This is a genomic window from Amycolatopsis sp. NBC_00438 (assembly GCF_036026695.1).
In the GTDB taxonomy this organism is placed as follows: domain Bacteria; phylum Actinomycetota; class Actinomycetes; order Mycobacteriales; family Pseudonocardiaceae; genus Amycolatopsis.
In genome coordinates this window covers 2,888,830-2,904,847 of sequence record NZ_CP107923.1, presented here as the reverse complement: position 1 = coordinate 2,904,847, position 16,018 = coordinate 2,888,830, and the positions used below count along the sequence as shown (strand labels likewise).

The following is a 16,018-nucleotide window of genomic DNA, read 5'->3' as shown; positions in this document are numbered from 1 at the left end:
CTCCGCCGGGTCGCGAAGCCGGCGGTGACCCGGAGCGGGTCCCGGCCGCGTGCGCGACCGGGACCTCCCGTGTTGCCCGGTCACGTTCCTTTCGCCAGGTCGAACGACAGGCCGCTCGAGCGTTCACCGCGGCCGACGTCGCGGCGGACGCTCAGCCAGAGCGCCACCCGGCCGGTCTTCGTGCGGGTCCGGTTGTACGCCACCGTCAGGCGGGTGCCCGTCCTCGGGACCTCCTCCTCGTTGACGAAGTACGAGTCGCCGTGGTCGAAACCCTCGCGCAGCAACGCCGTTCTCGGGCGGATCAGGCTCGCGTCCACCTCACTCGGCATCGCCGCGCGCTGCAGCTGGACGGCCCGGCTGTCCCCGGGTACGTGGACCGGGATGAACGGGATCCAGTTCTCCGGCACCGAGCTCATCGCCTCGTACGCGATCGGCGCGCGCGCGTCGTCCGTGGCCGGAGCTTGGTGCTGCCGGCGGCGGAACGCGAGTGATTCGGCCGCCATCTCGTCGCCCGCCCGGCCTTCGCCGGTCGTCGTGCGGACGGTCTGCTCGATGCCCCACACCAGGTTGGCGCTCTCGTCGCGGACCAGGGCGACGTCCTCGAGCGCCGGGCCGGTCGCCACCTTCGGGGTGCCGGGCGGCAGCAGGATGCCGGGGCCGCCGCCGAGGGTGTACATCGACCAGTGCTCGGCGGCGCCGGCCGGGGTGATCCAGCGCCGCTCGCCGAACACGTCGGTCACGCACAGGCCCTGGACCGACGCGAGCGTGCCGGCCGGCAGGTCGCACGGCAGCTGGTACCAGTCGTTGCTGAACACCAGCGCGAACTCGAGGAAGATCAGCCGGGCCAGGTCGGTGCTGTCCGGGGTGACCGCGGCGAAGTTCGTCTTGCCGTCCTCCACCGCCCACCAGCGGGGCAGCGGCATGCCCGAATAGCGCACCGGCGAAGGGAACACGGTCCGGTTGAGCGTGACCGGCGCCGGCGTGCTGCCCAGCGACCCCGGCGCGGCGGAGAACGCGTGCCAGTCGAGCTCCCCGCCGGGGTACTCCGCCGCGGACAGCACCTGACCGCCGGCGGCGATCGAGAACCGGTGCTCCAGCCGCCGGGGGTCCCACGCCGAATCGCCCGACGGCCGGTCCGGCTTGATGCCGCCGGGCTGGTCGATGAGGTCGTCGAACCAGCCGGTCAGCCGGGAGCCCAGCGCGTCCAGCTGGGTCCGCTCCTGGGGCGAGAGCCGCCGGACCCCGTCGGAGGCGCGTCCGCCTCCCTTGACGTGCTGGTAGAGCAGGTAACCGTCCAGGCGGCGGCCGGCCACCGCCAGCGTCGCCGCCCAGACCTCGGGGTGGGCGAGCAGCGCGGCGTCGTCCGGGCCGGGCGCCGCGATCGGGTACAGCGTGACGAACTGCCCGGCGGAGTCCCGCAGCCCCGACGACGACCGGGCGAGCAGCCGCAGCCACCGGCGGCCCAGCGCCAGGCGCAGGTCGAACGAGATCGGCTCGGCGCCGAACGCGAACGGTAGCGGCCGGCGCTCCGCGACCGTCTCCAGTGGACGGTCCGGCGGCAGCGGGCCCGGTGACCCGTCCGGCGTGACGTCGGAGCGGAACCGGCCCGGCGCGCTCGCGGTGACCGAGTAGGTGGCGGTCACCGGTGAACCGGCGTCGCTGCCCTGGAACTCGCCGAGCTGCCACTGCCGGGCCAGCAGCCACAGCGGGTCACGCACTTCGGCCCGCAACGCCCGGGAGAAGTCGGTCGTGCGCGGCCGGCCTTCCAGCCGGTTCCAGACCCCGACCGTCGGGTTTTCGCGGCGGGTCAGCGCGCCGGCGAGATCGGCGATACGGGGCTCACTCATGGTCTGCCTTCCAGCGGGAGTTGGCGATCGCCAGGTCGGTGCTGATCGTGATCGGCTGCCGGGTGGCCGACAGCACCGTGGCCGGCAGGAGCTGCGCGTACCCGGTGTCGTCCAGGTGCGCCGGTTCGACCAGCCGCGTCTTGGCCAGGTCGAAGGTTTCGTTGACGGCGGCCACGAGGTCGTCGGCGGCCCAGGTCCCGGTCTTCACCGGCGGGGTCACCAGCAGCATCGCCTGCGGCGGCTCGGAATCCGGGCTGTCCGCGTGGACGGCGATGCTCGTGGTCTCCCGCTCGGCGGGGATCACCTCGGTCCACTCGTCGAAGAGCAGGCCGCACTCGCTGCCGGCGTTGCGCGACGGCTCGGTCGCGTAGTGCGCCGTGAACAGCAACCGGTCTTCGGAGAGGTCGGCACCGGTCGCGAACTCCATGCCGAGCCAGTGGTCGCCGGACCGCCGCGGCAGCTGGATCGGCTGCAGGCGCGTTTCCTCGTCCTTGTCGGCGTTGCCACCGAGCAGGCCGTCGTCGCCGCGCAGCGCGTCACTGAGCAGGACCACGCGTTCCCAGAGCCGGGGCAGGTCGCGGACCCGGGCGATGCCGTGCAGCCAGTCGTCCACCGGGAAGTCCCGGTTGACCGGCGCCTGCGTCAGGTGCTTGACCAGGTCGTCACTGTCGTCGAGGGCGTCGTGCAGGTCCTCGGCCAGCTGTTTCGGGAGCGCGTACTCGGGCACCACGAGGACGTCGGTGCCGAGCATCGCCTGCAGCGCCTCGGTGGCGGCCTTGGCGTGGTCCGGCGCGGTCTCGGCGTGGTCGAACGCGGTGAGCGCCGCGTCCGCCGCCGTCAGCCGGCCGGTGATCTCGGTGCGCAGCGCGCGAGCCCGGGTGAGCAGTTCCCGGCCGAACTCGACCACCCGGTCCCGGGTGGCGGTCAGGTCGAGCCCGGTGGGGTCGAAGGCGGTCAGCGGCAGCAGGTCGCCGACGTCGTCGAGCAGTTCGCTCAGCGTCGGCCGCTCGGCCGCGGGGATCGCCTTCAGGTCCTTGAGCCGCTCGGCGAAGTCGTCCCGCTTCCTGCGGACCGCCGTGCGGAACTCGGGCGGTGTCTTCGGATCCAGGGCCGGCGTCGTGACGACCAGCCGTTCCGCCTGCCGCAGCACCCGGATCCGCTCGGTGTCCGAAGTGGACTTCGGCAGCGCGTCGTACGCGGTGAGCAGGGTGTTGGCCGCGGCGAGCGCTCCGGCCATCCGGTCGGTGGTCGCGGTCACCGCGGCCAGCACCGCCGTGGCCACCCCGCGCCGCCAGGCGATCAGCTCACCCCAGCCGCTGCGGACCACGCCGAAGCCCGCCGCGGTGGTGACCAGCCCGGCGTACCGGGTGAGCAGCGTGTCGATGCGATCGAGCACCTCGGCGCGTCGCGGTTGCGCGGGCGCCGGCGGGTACAGCCGGGCCACGTCGTCGATGTAGTCGGCCACGTCGTCGACGAGATCGTCGAGCGCGTCCTGCACCGCTTCCGGCCGCTTCTTCGGCACCGTGACGGCGTCGTCGAGGCTCCGGTCCACCGCGGCGGTTCCGGCCGCCGGCACGAGGTCGGTCGGGCGCAGCGGCCGTCCGGTCGTCAGCAGCGTCCGCAGGGCGGTGATCAGCGGGGACAGCTCGAAGAACGTGATCTTCCCGTCGATCCGCTCGGTGTAGCGGATGGTCAGCTCGGCGTCCGCGCTCGGGTGCTCCCGGTCGACGACGACCCCGATGATCCGGTCGTCGAGTTCGGCCATGGCCGGGTCGCCGGTGGGCCGCACCACCCAGAGCAGGTCGATCGGGGACAGGTCGAGCTCGTCCTGGGTGACGTCGTGGTGGTGCGGGTTCCCCTTGACGTCGGTCCAGGTGACCCGCGCGGCGACGGACCGCGACGGGGGCAGCAGGCTGGGCAGCCAGTCGTCGACCGCCGGCTCGGCCTTGGCGCGGGGCGAGTCCCCGCCGCCGGGGTTGAGGCCGGTCTTGAGCCGCAGGCCGAACCGGTGGGTGAGGGTCGTGCCGCTGCGCGGCGTCTCGATCACCGTGGGCTCGGGCGGCAGGCCGTCCTTGGCGTAGGCGTCGAGGGTCGCCGAGGCCCGTTCGACGTTGCCGGCGAGCGCCTGGTGGGCGGACTCGGCGACGGCGAGGTCGGCGACCGCGTCGTTGGCCTGCAGCAGCAGGGCCGCTTCGTCGCTGATCGCCTTCGCCTGGTCGGCGTTCGCCTCGAGCAGGCCGCCGAGGTCGAACGGGTAGGTCTGCGACACCCCGGCGCCGGCCAGGTGCCGCACCAGCGCGAGACCGTCGACGACGTTCCCGGCCTCGACCTGGGTGATCTTGTCCGGCTCGGCCGCGGTCTCGGTGATCTTCCCCGCGCGCAGCGGGAACTTCAGCCGCAGCCCGGCGATGAACTTGTCGACCTCGGCTTCGGGGTGGCGGTCGTGCAGGCCGCGCTCGAACCGGTAGCCGAGCAGCGCGCCCAGCGACTGGCCTTGCCGCATCCCGGCGAGGATGCCGAGCGCGACGCGGACACGTCCGGAACCGAGGTTCACCGCGAACGTGCCGGGGTTTTCGGGGGTGCGGTTGGCGGCGTAGCCGGCGCGCAGCACGGCCGCGGTCCGGGCGTGTCCCGGCGACGGCGTGTGCACGAAGCCTTCGTTCTTTTCGTCGTGCAGCAACGGTTTCCCGCCGGCGAACACCGTGGCGAGCGGGCCGGTGAGGGTGACCGGGGTGAGCGGGTCCGTGCTCGGGCGGACGTCTTCCAGCCAGCCGTACGCGCCGAGGTGCAGCCCCGGCTTCGCGGTGCCGGTGCCGCCAGGCCCGAACCGCAGCTCGGCCAGCCGTTCGGTGGCCAGCCCCAGCCGCCAGGCGTCGAGGCGGTAGGCGGCCAGGTCGAGGTGCTCGGCGAGCACCCGCTCCAGCTTGGCCGTCGGCAGGCCGGCCAGCAGTCCGAGCGCGGTGACCTGCTCGGCCAGCGCGGCGGTCGGCCCGGGCTGGTGCAGGACACCCGGGATGAAGTCGACGAGCAGCTGCTGCTGGTCGCCGGTGACGGCGGGCGCGGGGGAGTACAGCAGCCGGAACCGGCTTTCGCTGGCCGTCGGCTCGCCGTCCGCCGGGAGGTGGACGTGCACGAACGGCGAGTCCGCTGTGGACAGATCGGGCACGCCGGCCGCGGCCGCGAGGGCCCGGGCCGCGTCGTCCCAGCCGAGCAGGACCGCGTGCCGCAGCAACAGGTAGAGCAACGCCGCCGGCGGGGTGTCGTCGGTGAAACCGAGCTCCAGCCGGATCGCGTCGAGGTCGGTGGCCGCCGGGTCGCCGCCGGCCAGGTCGGCCAGCCAGCGCACGTAGTTCTTGTGGTCGGGGGTGTAGTCCCGGATCGGGTCGGTCTCCGACAGCGGTCGGTCGTCGACGAGCGGGGCCAGGATCGGCTGCTGGAAGTCGGTGAACAGCCGGCGCAGCAGGTCCGGGTCCCGGCCGGTGCTCTCGCCGAACCGCGCGAGCAGCGCGCGTACCGGGCCCGGCAGGCCCAGCGCGTCGAGCGCCGGCAGCACGGTCGAGCCCAGCCCGCCGAGGTTCTCCCGGTTGAAGAGGTCCTCGACGCTCTGGGCGTACCGCTGGTGGTACTCGGCCGAGGTCGGGTGCAGCGCCAGGAGGTCCAGCAACCGCTGGTGCGGGTCGGCCGCGTCCGGGTCCAGCCGCGGCACCCGCTCGACGGCCGCCGTCCAGTCCACGCCCACCGCGGTCAGCACCTTGTTGAGCCCACGGCGGTGGGTGGCGGAGTCGGGGTAGGCGAGCTTGGAGAACACCGTCGTCGGCAGGATGCCGTAGGGCTGCCGCCCGATCTTGACGGCCGGCAGCGGGCCGCGGCCGGAGACGTACTTCAGGAAGAAGTCACGGGTGGCGGCGACCGCGGCCGGGCCGAGCAGCGGGTTCAGCGCGGTCTGCAGGAAGTAGCCCCAGGTCGCCGGCCACAGCGCGGTGTTGGCGGCCCGCGCGTCGCGCTGGTCGGTGCCGTCCGCGTTCGGCATCCCGGTGAGCACGCCCGCGTCGAGGCCGAGCAGGTCGGCGAACACCCGGCCGTCGGTCCGGGTCGTCCAGTCCGCTGCCGCCGCCGCGGCCGCGCCGGTCGTGCTGCGCAGCGCCGCGGCGGCCTCGTCTTCCGCGTCCTGCCCGGCGTCGAGCGCGTCGGTGTTGTTCGTCGGCGTGCCCTGCGGCAGCAGGCTGAACCCGTCCGGGCTGCGCAGCTGCCGCTTGATGAGCTCGGCCAGGTCGGTCGCGGTCTTGACCGGTGTCGACTGCTCGCGCAGCCCGAACGCGACGAGCCGGTCGAGCCCGCCGCGGATCTCGTCGGTGAGCGGGATCCGCACGCCCATCCCGACCGCGACCGCGCGGTCGAACTCGGTCAGCCAGCGCAGCTCGTCCGGGACGTGCAGGGCCCCGGTCTGCTCGTTCACGCTGATCTGGTCGGCGGCGGCGGTGGCGCGCGGGTCCGGGCTGACCGGCAGCGTCGCCGGCACCGCCGCCCCCGTGACCGAAACGACCTGACGGCCCCCGAGGTACCCGCGCACCTGGAAGCGGTCCGGCAGCAGCCCGGCCCGCGCCGGCTGGGTCCACGAATCCGCCGCGGTGCTGTTCGCGGCGGGCGCCGCAAGCACGAGGAACGCGACCGACACGTCGTCGCCCGGGGTCACCGGCGCACCGTCCACTCCGGACGGACGGCGGGCGCGGATCGCGTTCGCCCGGGTGTCGTTGCCGCCGACCGCGACGCGCAGGGCGGCGTCGGCCTGCCGCAGCAGCAGCCGGTCGCCGTGGGCGCGCCACACCGCGGTCCAGTAGGCGACGGTCGGTGCTCGGTCGTTCGTGGCCACCGCGGCCGTGCTCCGGACGACGAGCACGACCGTGGTGGCGGGAAGCCCGCTCGGCTCGTCGGCGGGGTTGGCGGGAACCCGGGTGGTCAGCAGCCAGGCGGCGCGCCCCGCGGCCACCCGCCCGGTCAGCTCCCGCCACGCGGCGTCCAGCGGGACCGGCCGTTTCGCGGCGGCCCACCGGGCGGTCCAGTAGGCGTCGACCGCGCCGATCTCGGCTGCCGTCGGCTTCGTTTCGAACTTGTCCACCGACCACTCGTCGGGGAACACCCGGACCAGCAGCTCGGTCGGCGTGAACCGGGTTTCGAGCCGGACCGGCCCGAGCAGGACCGGGAAGTCGTCACTCAAGGCGGTCATCGCGGCAACATCTCCTGTGCGTGCACGGCCACCATCACGGGGACCTGGAAAAGGATGTAGGCGAGGTCGGCCGAACCGAGGCCCGAGAACCACAGCGGCAGGTTCTCGTCTTCGGCGCGCTGGTCCTGCTTCTCGCGGTCGTCGCCCGAGTGGTCGAAGTCGCCGAGGGCGACCTGGACGGCCGGGTCCAGCTCGAGGAACCCGCTCCGGCCGGGGTCGACGTCGTCCCAGGTGAGGTCGTTCCACACCTCGACGTGGGTGGGCGGCCCGTCGTCGACGCCGAAGCGCGGGTCGCCGGGGCGTTCCTTCAGCACGAAGAACCAGCCGGGGTCGACGCCCGGCGTGCCCAGCGCCTCGTCGGCGTCGAGGTCGAAGCCGAGCAGGTAGATGTCCGGCTCGACCTTCGCCTCGTACCGGGGCAGCCGGACCTGTTCCGGCGACGGCAGGCCGCCGGCCGGCAGGTCCACCAGCTCCCGGGGCCGGCTCGGGTCGTTCCCGGGGAACTGCGCGCGCTGCGCGTAGATCGCGGCCGTCGGGTACTTCTTGAGCAGCTCGCCGCGCACGACCAGGACGAGGTCGTCGCGTTGCGGGCCACCGGGGCGCGGGTCGTCCGGCCGCCGGTTTTCGTTGTCCCCCAACGGGGTCGTGGGCGGCCACTCGTGGATCGGCGGGATGTCGTAGCCCCGCTCCCGCCGCTGCCCGGCGGTCTCGTCCGGTACGGGCAGCGTCGCGACCGGGTCCCAGAACTGCCGGAACGGCGTCCCGCGCTGGTCGGTCGGGTACTCCCGCCACAGCAGTTCGCGGGCCATCTCGTGGTTGAGGCCGACGAGGAAGGACTCGATGAACTCGCGGTTGTTCGCCAGCAGCGTGATCGAGTTCGGCGGCAGCAGGCTCAGGTTCGGGACGAGGCTGTCGACCGAGGTGTCCAGCAGCGTCCGGTAGGTGGGCACGTCGAACACCGGATAGGCCATCGCCTCGATGAACGCGGCGGCGAACGGCCGGAGCCGCTCGGGCAGGCTGACCGAACCTTCGAGCAGCGCGCGAGGCACGGTCTCGTCGGCGCGCAGCCCACTGAGCACCGAGGTGGTCGTCTCGACGAGGTCCAGCGGCGGCGCGGGTTTGACGTGGCCGACCGCGACGCCCGCGTCGAAGCCCTGGTGGAGTTCGCGCAGCGCGGCCTTGAACCGCTGCGCCTCGGCGCTGTCGGCGGTACCGGCGTGCGGCGTGGGCCCGGTACCGATACCGCGCAGCACGAAGTCCGGGCTGAGCGGCAGCGAACCGACGGGATCCGCGTCGGGTGGCCGGGTCGGGTGCAGGGTGGCCACCAGGTCCCGGGGCGTGACGAGCGCACCGGGGGTGACCTTGACCGGCGCCGCGACGACCGGGTCGACGGGAGCGTCCATTCTGGACAGCAGCGCGGCCGCGGACTGGCCGGGGAAGGGCAGGGTGCGCATCAGCCGCGAGCCGGGCCGGGTGATGCGGCGCATCGCGGGCGACACGGGCGCGGTCGCGACCCGGCTGCTGGCCACCCGGAACCCGACGGCGACCTGGTTCGCCGGATCGGCGACGAGGCCGGCCTCGCCCGCGGCGGCGGCGGCGAAGTTTCCGCTGCTCGCCGCGGTCGTCACCCGGGAATGCGCGGGCGCGGTGAGCGTCAGCGACCGGCCCGGCGCCGAAGCCGGCGCGGCCGCGAGCGCCGCAGGCCCACCACCCGAAGGCGGGTCGATGTGCTTGGCCTGCAACACGTTCCCGACCTCGCGGGCGAGCTGGGCGGCCCGGATCCGGCCGTTCGCGACCAGGACGTCGCCGACCTGGGCCCAGGCCGCGGCCATCAGCTCCTCGTCGCGGGCGCGCACGACCTGGGTGCCGAGGTTCGCCGCGATCCGGAAGCGCGGGTCGAGGTTGAGCCGGTGCAGCCAGCCGCGCAGGACCTCCGGCGAGACCGGGTTGCCGTCCTCGTCGTCCAGCAGCCGGGTGGTCAGCGCGTGCCAGCGTCCGTACAGCGGCGGCGTGATCACCGGGTCCGGGCCGGCGGTCGCCGCGAGGCTCGCGGCGTGGGCCGCCTCCGGCTCGTGGCGCTGGTAGTCGTCGGCCAGGTTGAGCAGGCCGGCCATGGCCTGCTCGAACGGGTGCGGGTAGGGCGGGGCTTCTCCGGTGTCGACGAAGTGGTCCCAGTTGTCCGCCGGGTCGATCGGGTCGCCGGCGCGTTCCGGCACCTTCAGCGCGCCCCGCAGCGGCAGCACCCCGCCCTGGTCGGTGATGGGCGGCAGGTCGAGGCCGGGATCCCCGTGGACGTCGAGGTCCCGCCGGCCGATCCGCGGATCCGGGGCCTGCGGGCGGAGCAGCCGGACCAGGAACTCGAAGTCGCCCGCGGTGCCCGTGGCGAAGGCCCAGCGGTGGTAGTACGGCAGGACGCCTTCGGCCGGGCGGTTCGCGTAGTGCGGGCCCCAGCTCGAATACAGCGCGTTCGGCGCCACCGCCGGGTCCAGGCCGAGCCCCGCGAGCCGGCCGGACTCGAACGTCGGTACCAGAAATGCCTCGTACGCGGTGCCCGGCTCCAGGTGGCGCGGGCAGATCAACCGGGAACAGGCGTTGTCGGCGTTGGTGCGCACCACTTCGGCGAGCGCGGCCAGCGCGGCGACCGTGCCGTCGGTGGCGACCGGGTCGGCCAGCGAGCCGTTGACGTGCACGTGCGCCCACGCGCCGAGCTGGTCCGCCGGCGGCAGCGTGCCGGCCGGGTCCGCGACGGTGATCGCGGGCAGCGGCCCGCCGGTCGCCGGGACCTCGGTGAACTCGCTGCCGGTGGCGAGCACGACCAGCGCCAGCCAGGGCGTGAGCCGGGCGGTGTGCCCGTCCGCGGCGGCCGGGCTGTAGCGCCAGAGGAAGTCCTCCTCGGAGAACTCGATGTGCGCCAGGTAGTTCGGCTCGACGTTGGGTACGCCGGGCCGCGGTTCGGTGCGCGAGATCGCCCGCGGGTCGACGCCGACGACGTCGCCGGGCCCGTACAGCTGGACGTCGCGGTTCACCGGCTGGGTGAGGGTGTCGTGCCCGGTGATCGGGTCACCCGACACCATGAGCTGCACCTTGACGGTGGCCCGCACGCCGGCCTGCGGCGGGGTCGTCACCTGGGTGCTGATCCCCGACCGCAGCCAGGGCAGGAACGTGTAGGCGTTCGCGCTCACGCGGCACCGCCGGCGAACAGCTCCGCGGCCGGGGTCAGCTCGGTGACGGCCGGGTCCGCGGCGGCCAGCCCGGACCGGAGCACCCCGCCGGCGATCGCCGCCCCGCCGTCGTCGAGTGGCGCGGCGGCGAACGACCACCGCCCGGTCTCGAGCCCGGTGGCCGGCGTCCACTCGTCTTCGCCGGCGTCGTAGAGGAACGCACTGCGGTAGCCGGCTTCGTCGCGGTCGCTCGCGGCCCCGCCGACGACCAGCACCCGGCCCGGGCCGACCGGGACGGCGCGGTGGAACGCCCGCCCGGCCGGCATCGGCTTCACCTCCGTCCACTTCCCGCTGCCCAGCTCGAACACCTCGGCCGCGCGCTGGCTGAACGGGTCGTACGGCGCGGTGCCCGGCGAGCCCGGCGCGGTCCCGCCGGTGACGAGCACGGTCGTGCCGGACAGCGCGGTCGCCTGGTGGTGCCGGCGGGCGCGCAGCAGGGAACCGGTCGGGGCCCAGAGCTTCTTGACGGAGTCGTACAGCTCGCAGAACGCGAGCGCGGGGTCGTCGGGGACACCCACCGGCAGGACACCGCCGACGACCAGGACCATCCCGTTGTCGAGCGCGACGGCGGTGTGCCCGGTGCGGGCGTCGGTCATGGCCGGGGCTTCGTGCCACTTGCCGTCGCCCGGGGTGTAGCGCTCCGCCGAACGCAGGGCCGTGACGCTCCCGCCGGGGCGGGCCGCGCTGCCGCCGGCGACGAGCACCGAGCCGTCGTCCAGCAGCACGGCGCTGTGGCCCCAGCGGGGGGTGAGCATCGGGCCCGTGGTGAAGGTCCACTGGTTGCCGTCCGGGTGGTAGATCTCGGCGGTGCCGAGCCCGGGCCCGGTGGGGGACGAGCCGCCGAGGCCGCCGGCGGCGAGGACGGTCCCGTCCTTCAGGCGGGTGAGCGTGTGCAGCTGCCGGGGTGAGCGCAGCGTGCCGGTCGCGGTCCACGCGCCGAGGGGGTCGGACGTCGTGTCGAGCGTCGCGGCGGTGCTGAGCGCGGCGCCGCCGGCGTCCGCCCCGCCGGCCACCAGGACGATCCCGTCGCCGAGCGCGACCGCGCCGTCGTGCTGGCCGTACCAGGCGGCGGGGGTGGGCAGGTCGGGGGCGCCGGTCCAGGTGCCGACGGGCGCGGTGGGAGTGGTCATCGTGGTTTCCTTCGCAGACGTCATGGGATGAGCACCTCGCCGGTTCCGGCGGGGTCGGGGCCGCCGACACCGGCGGCGACGAGCACCCGGTCGTCGGGCAACTCGGTGACGGCGTGGCCGGAGCGGCCGGTGAGCAGGCCCGAGACCGTCGTCCAGGTGTCCTGGTCCGGGTCGTAGAGCAGTGCCGAGCGGTAGCCCGCCGTTCGTTCCGGGGCGCCGGTGCCGCCGGTCACCAGGACGACCCCGGAGCTCAGCAGCAGGGCCCGGTGTCCGGTGCGCCCGCCACCCGGCATCGGGGCCGCCGCGCGCCACGTGCCGTCCTTCGGGTGGTACCGCTCGGCCGTGGCGAGGCCGTGCGGGTCGAACGTGCCGTCGGGCGCGACGACCGCGTCGCCGCCGGTGACCAGGACCGTGCCGTCCGGCAGCAGCGTTGCCTGGTGCCCGGTGCGGGCCTGGGCGAGGCTGCCGGTGACGACCCAGTCCTGCTTCGCCCGGTCGAACACCTCGCAGTAGGCGAGCTGCCCGCGCCGGCCGCTCCCGCACGGGACCGCGCCGCCGACGACCAGGACGTCACCGTTCTGCAGGAGGACGGCCCGGTGATCGGTGCGCGCGTCGGTCATCGGCGGCACTGCCGCCCAGGTGCCGGTGCCGGGGTCGAACGCCTCGCAGGCAGTGAGGGCGCCGTCGTCCTGCCCGGCCCGCACACCGCTGCCGCCGGCGACCAGCACCCGGCCGCCGCTCAGCTTCGTCGCGGAATGGCCGTGCCGGGCGACACCCAGGTGCGCCGCCGGCTTCCACGCGCTCGCGGCGGGGTCGGCCACCTCGGCCGTCGCGAGCACGGCGTTCGGGCCGCGGCCGCCGGCCGTGAGCACCCGGCCGTCGTCGAGCCGGGTCGTGGTGTGCCCGCGGCGGGCGGTGCCCAGGGCCGGTCCGGTGGCCCACGAGTCGGCGGTCGGGTCGAACAGGGTCGTCGTGGCGACGGCGGCGCCGCCCGGACCGGTCCCGCCGGCGAGCAGCACGCGACCGGTGGCCAGCGGCACCGCGTCCACAGTGGACACCGGAGCCGGCAGGACACCCGCGGCGGACCAGGTGCCCGGGACGCCGGCGGTGCCCACCGCTTCGGCGGCGGGGATCACGTGCAGCAGGCCGTCCAGCCCGCGGTCCGCGGCCACGAAGTCCGCGAGCGCGTCCTCGGCGGTCGCCCGGCTGCGGAACGTCGTCACGGTGGTCCGGCCCGGCCGCGCGATCGAGCCGGGCGGGAACGCCTGCCGGTTGCTCTTCAGGTACGCGACGACGAACCGCTGCTCGCTGACGCGGACGGTGTCCTGCGCCGCGAACGGCTGCTTCTGCGCGGCTTGCCGGGCCGACAGGGCGGCCCGGCTGGTGCTGCTGCCGCGGGTGAGTTCGTCGAAGACCGGTCCGCTGACGCTGTGGAACCGCTTCTGCGGCACGGCCAGCCTGGTCAGCCGCGGGGTCGCGGCGCTGTCGATCAGGTGCAGCTCGTAGCGGGCGCTGCGGCGGACGACGCGAGCCGTCGCGAGGGCGGCGTCGGCGGTCAGCTCCAGGCCGGCGTCCTGCGTTTCGTAGGACGGCCGGGACAGCGCGGCGGCGTCGGACAGGGTCTGGAACTGCCCCATCGCGAAGCGGTCGCCGGTGAACGACACCCGCTTGAGGCCGGTGTTGCCGACCGGGTTGACGGTGAACCGTTTGCCGTCCGAGGCTTTTTGCCCGCCGACGCGGTCCAGCCGGACGCCCAGGGGCAGCGCGCGCTGCCGGACGAACAGCGTGCCGAGCGGGTGCAGCACGATCTCCCCGGTCTCCGGCAGCTGCCGGAGGTTGACCAGCGTGCGGCTGTTCCCGGACGGCAACCGGGTGTCCCAGCCTTCGAGCTTGCCGATTTCGCCGGCCAGCAACGGGAGTACCGCGACGGGCGGCAGCGTCGTGTCGCGGTTCTCACCCCACGTGATGTCGAAGTTCGCCGAGATCGAGAAGAACAGGAACCCGATCGAACCCTTGCCGTGCGCCCGCCACGGCGCCGGGCCTTCGAGCTGGAAGTCGAGATCGATCCCGAACGCGCCCACGCCGAACGCCTTCAGCGTCACGTGCGCGCCGACGTGGATCGCGAACCGGAACGGCGAAAGCTGGAACAGGGCGTCGAACCCGAGGTGCCCCTCGACGCGGAACGCGCTGAACCCCAGGCGCAGCTCGGCTTTCGCACCGAACTGGACGGTATTGCTGGTGACGGCGAAGTACCCGGAGACGCGGATCAGCTGGTTGGCGCGGTTGAGGATGTCGACCGACAGCCGGTCGGGGATCGGGAACGGCAGCGGCGGCGGCCGGTAGGCCGGGTGGAAGCCGCCGACGGTCAGCACCAGGTCGGGGTTGTCACCCCACGCGACCAGCACCCCCATCCCGCCGTCGATGGTCATCGTCAGGATGCGCGAGTCGAAGAGCTTCGCGAAGAACCACAGCCGGGACTTGTCCAGCTCCAGAGCCCCGACGAACTGCGCCTGGACCACGAGCAGGGGATCGTCCTCGGTGGGCAGCGCGGCCTTGAGGACGCCGAGCACGGCGATGTTGCCGGGAATCTCGATGATCACCCCCAGCGAGATGCTCACCAGCGTCGGTGTGCCCCAGCCGATCTTGGCCATCGGCCCGATGAGGAAGGTGCCCTGTTCGGGCGGGAAGAACCGGGCCAGGTCGGAGAGGATCCGCGGCGCGTTGGCGACGACATCCTTCGGGAACGCGACGGATTCGATCGCGCCGGTGCGGACGCCTTCGACCAGCGCGGCCAGGTTCATCCCGCGGTTGAGCCCGATGAGGCCGCCGACCGCCAGCAGCCGGAAGCCGTACCCCAGCTGGATGCCGCTGCCGAACTCGGCGGTGAGGACCATCAGCAGGGAGAAACCCGGCGAACCGTCCGGCTGGCGCGTGGTGATCAGCCCGATCGCCTTCAGCGCGAGGAAGTCCGCGAACTCGAGTTCCAGCGAGCCGGAGTACTCGCCGCGGTCCGGGTCGAACGAAAGGGTGCCGCCGCCGGAGATCCCGCCCGCGTCGACCGACAGGCCGACGCCGGTGGGCGGTTTGAACCCGACGGTGAAGTCGGCGAGCCCCAGGCTGCCGCCGCTCGGGGGCTGCTCCAGGCGCAGCACGGCACCCGTCCGCGCGACGGCCGCGAAGACCGGGCCGAGCTGGGCGGTGATCGAGCCGGACGCCTCGAACGTGACGCCGCCGGCCCCCAGCAGCAGCGCCAGGTGCAGGCCCGTGAGGGTCACCGGTCCGGCAGTGAGGTCGACCGGGACGTCCACCTCGGCGCCGCCGGACCCCTTGAAGCGCAACCCGGTCGCGGACGACCACGTCAGCACGAAGTCGACGTCGAACTCGAGCTTTCCGGCGGGCAGGAGGGTACTGATGAAGCCGTCCGCCTCCGCCAGGTCCAGCACGACCTTGCCGCCCTCGACGGCGGCTTCGAACACCAGCGCGCCGTCGGCCCGCCGCTCGGTGGGGTTCCACACGAGATCCGCGCCGACCGTCGCGCGCAGGCGCCGCGCCTCGATCCGCGAACCACCCGCCGTGCCCAGGACGACGATCGGCGGCGCCCCGTCGGCGTACGGCGCCTGCAGGCCCAGCCGCACCCCGCCGCGCACTTCGGCCGCCGGCGGGACGACCCGCAGCTGCGCCGGTGGCAGCAGTTCGACGGCGGCCTTCTCTTCCAGCGCCGCGTCGGACGTCACGACCAGCGCGACCGTGTCACCGATCGGGATGGTCAGGTCCAGGTGCTCGTCGGCGGCGAGGCGCAACTGGGCGTCGACACCGGGGACGGGATCATCCGTGACGCCGACGTCGACCCCGGCGATGCGCAGGAACGGCGGCGGGCCGGTCTGCACGAAGGCGAAGTCCGTGACCGCGCCGAGGAAGATCGAGAGCCGCCGCAGCAGCAGGTTCCAGTCGAACTCCGGGCTGCCCCAGGCGTAGAGGTCGGCGAGCACGCCGACCGGGTCGCGCAGCAGCGCGGTCACCCGGTCCACCCGCAGGACGCGGCGGACGTGCGCCGGCGCCGCGGGCGTCGCGGCCAGCGGCGTCGACTCGAGGATCCCGAGCAGGCCCAGCAGGTACCCGGCGACCGGCAGCCGGTCTTCGAGGTAGGTGATGAGCGCGAAGCCGAAGAGCCGTTGCGCGAGTTCGGCGGCGAACGCCTCGACCTCGGCCCGGCCCGGACCCGCCGTCCTCGCCGCCGCGGTGATCGCGGTCGACACCACGTCGACGGCCGTGGCGACCGACTTGACGATCGGCACCGCGGCGGCCACCGCCGCGGTGATCTTGGCGGTGTCGCGGGCGTCGATCGCCGCGGCCAGGTCCGTCACCACGCGCGGCAGGGTGCTCAGCGCGGTCGCGGCGCCGCCGACGGCGTTCTGCACGGCCTGCGCGCCGAGCACGACGTCGGGCGCGGGCAGCCCGATCTCGGCGAACAGGAGCGGGATTTCGCCACCACGAAGGCGTTGTTCGAGCGGCGCGAACGCGCGTCCGATTTCGAGCATCAGGGTTTCGACGGTCAGTGCCATCCGGTGCCTCCGACGGGCTCGGTGCTGGAGTCGT

At 74.2% G+C, this 16,018-nt stretch carries 5 protein-coding genes; all 5 read right to left on the bottom strand.

Translation table 11 applies throughout. The features are described 5' to 3' along the window. Positions 1 to 80: 80 nt before the first annotated feature. From OG494_RS13405 to OG494_RS13385, 5 genes are read right to left on the bottom strand one after another with little or no spacing between them, the layout of a single operon-like run. A complete protein-coding gene (locus OG494_RS13405) occupies positions 81 to 1,847 on the bottom strand; it encodes a hypothetical protein (RefSeq protein WP_328455467.1) in 1,767 nt (588 codons plus the stop codon). Continuing rightward, positions 1,840 to 7,071, bottom strand: coding sequence for a hypothetical protein (locus OG494_RS13400; protein ID WP_328455466.1), 5,232 nt, complete (start codon positions 7,069 to 7,071; stop codon positions 1,840 to 1,842). Before OG494_RS13400 ends, OG494_RS13405 begins: the two co-directional genes overlap by 8 nt. Next, a complete protein-coding gene (locus tag OG494_RS13395) occupies positions 7,068 to 10,253 on the bottom strand; it encodes a hypothetical protein (RefSeq protein WP_328455464.1) in 3,186 nt (1,061 codons plus the stop codon). The genes OG494_RS13400 and OG494_RS13395 overlap by 4 nt, the downstream gene beginning before the upstream one ends. Then, positions 10,250 to 11,422, bottom strand: coding sequence for a Kelch repeat-containing protein (locus tag OG494_RS13390; RefSeq protein WP_328455463.1), 1,173 nt, complete (start codon positions 11,420 to 11,422; stop codon positions 10,250 to 10,252). The genes OG494_RS13395 and OG494_RS13390 overlap by 4 nt, the downstream gene beginning before the upstream one ends. Before the next feature lie 20 nt (positions 11,423 to 11,442). Beyond that, positions 11,443 to 15,984 (bottom strand): DUF6603 domain-containing protein, encoded by a 4,542-nt coding sequence (locus OG494_RS13385; RefSeq protein ID WP_328455461.1) that lies wholly within the window; start codon positions 15,982 to 15,984, stop codon positions 11,443 to 11,445. Positions 15,985 to 16,018: the final 34 nt, after the last annotated feature.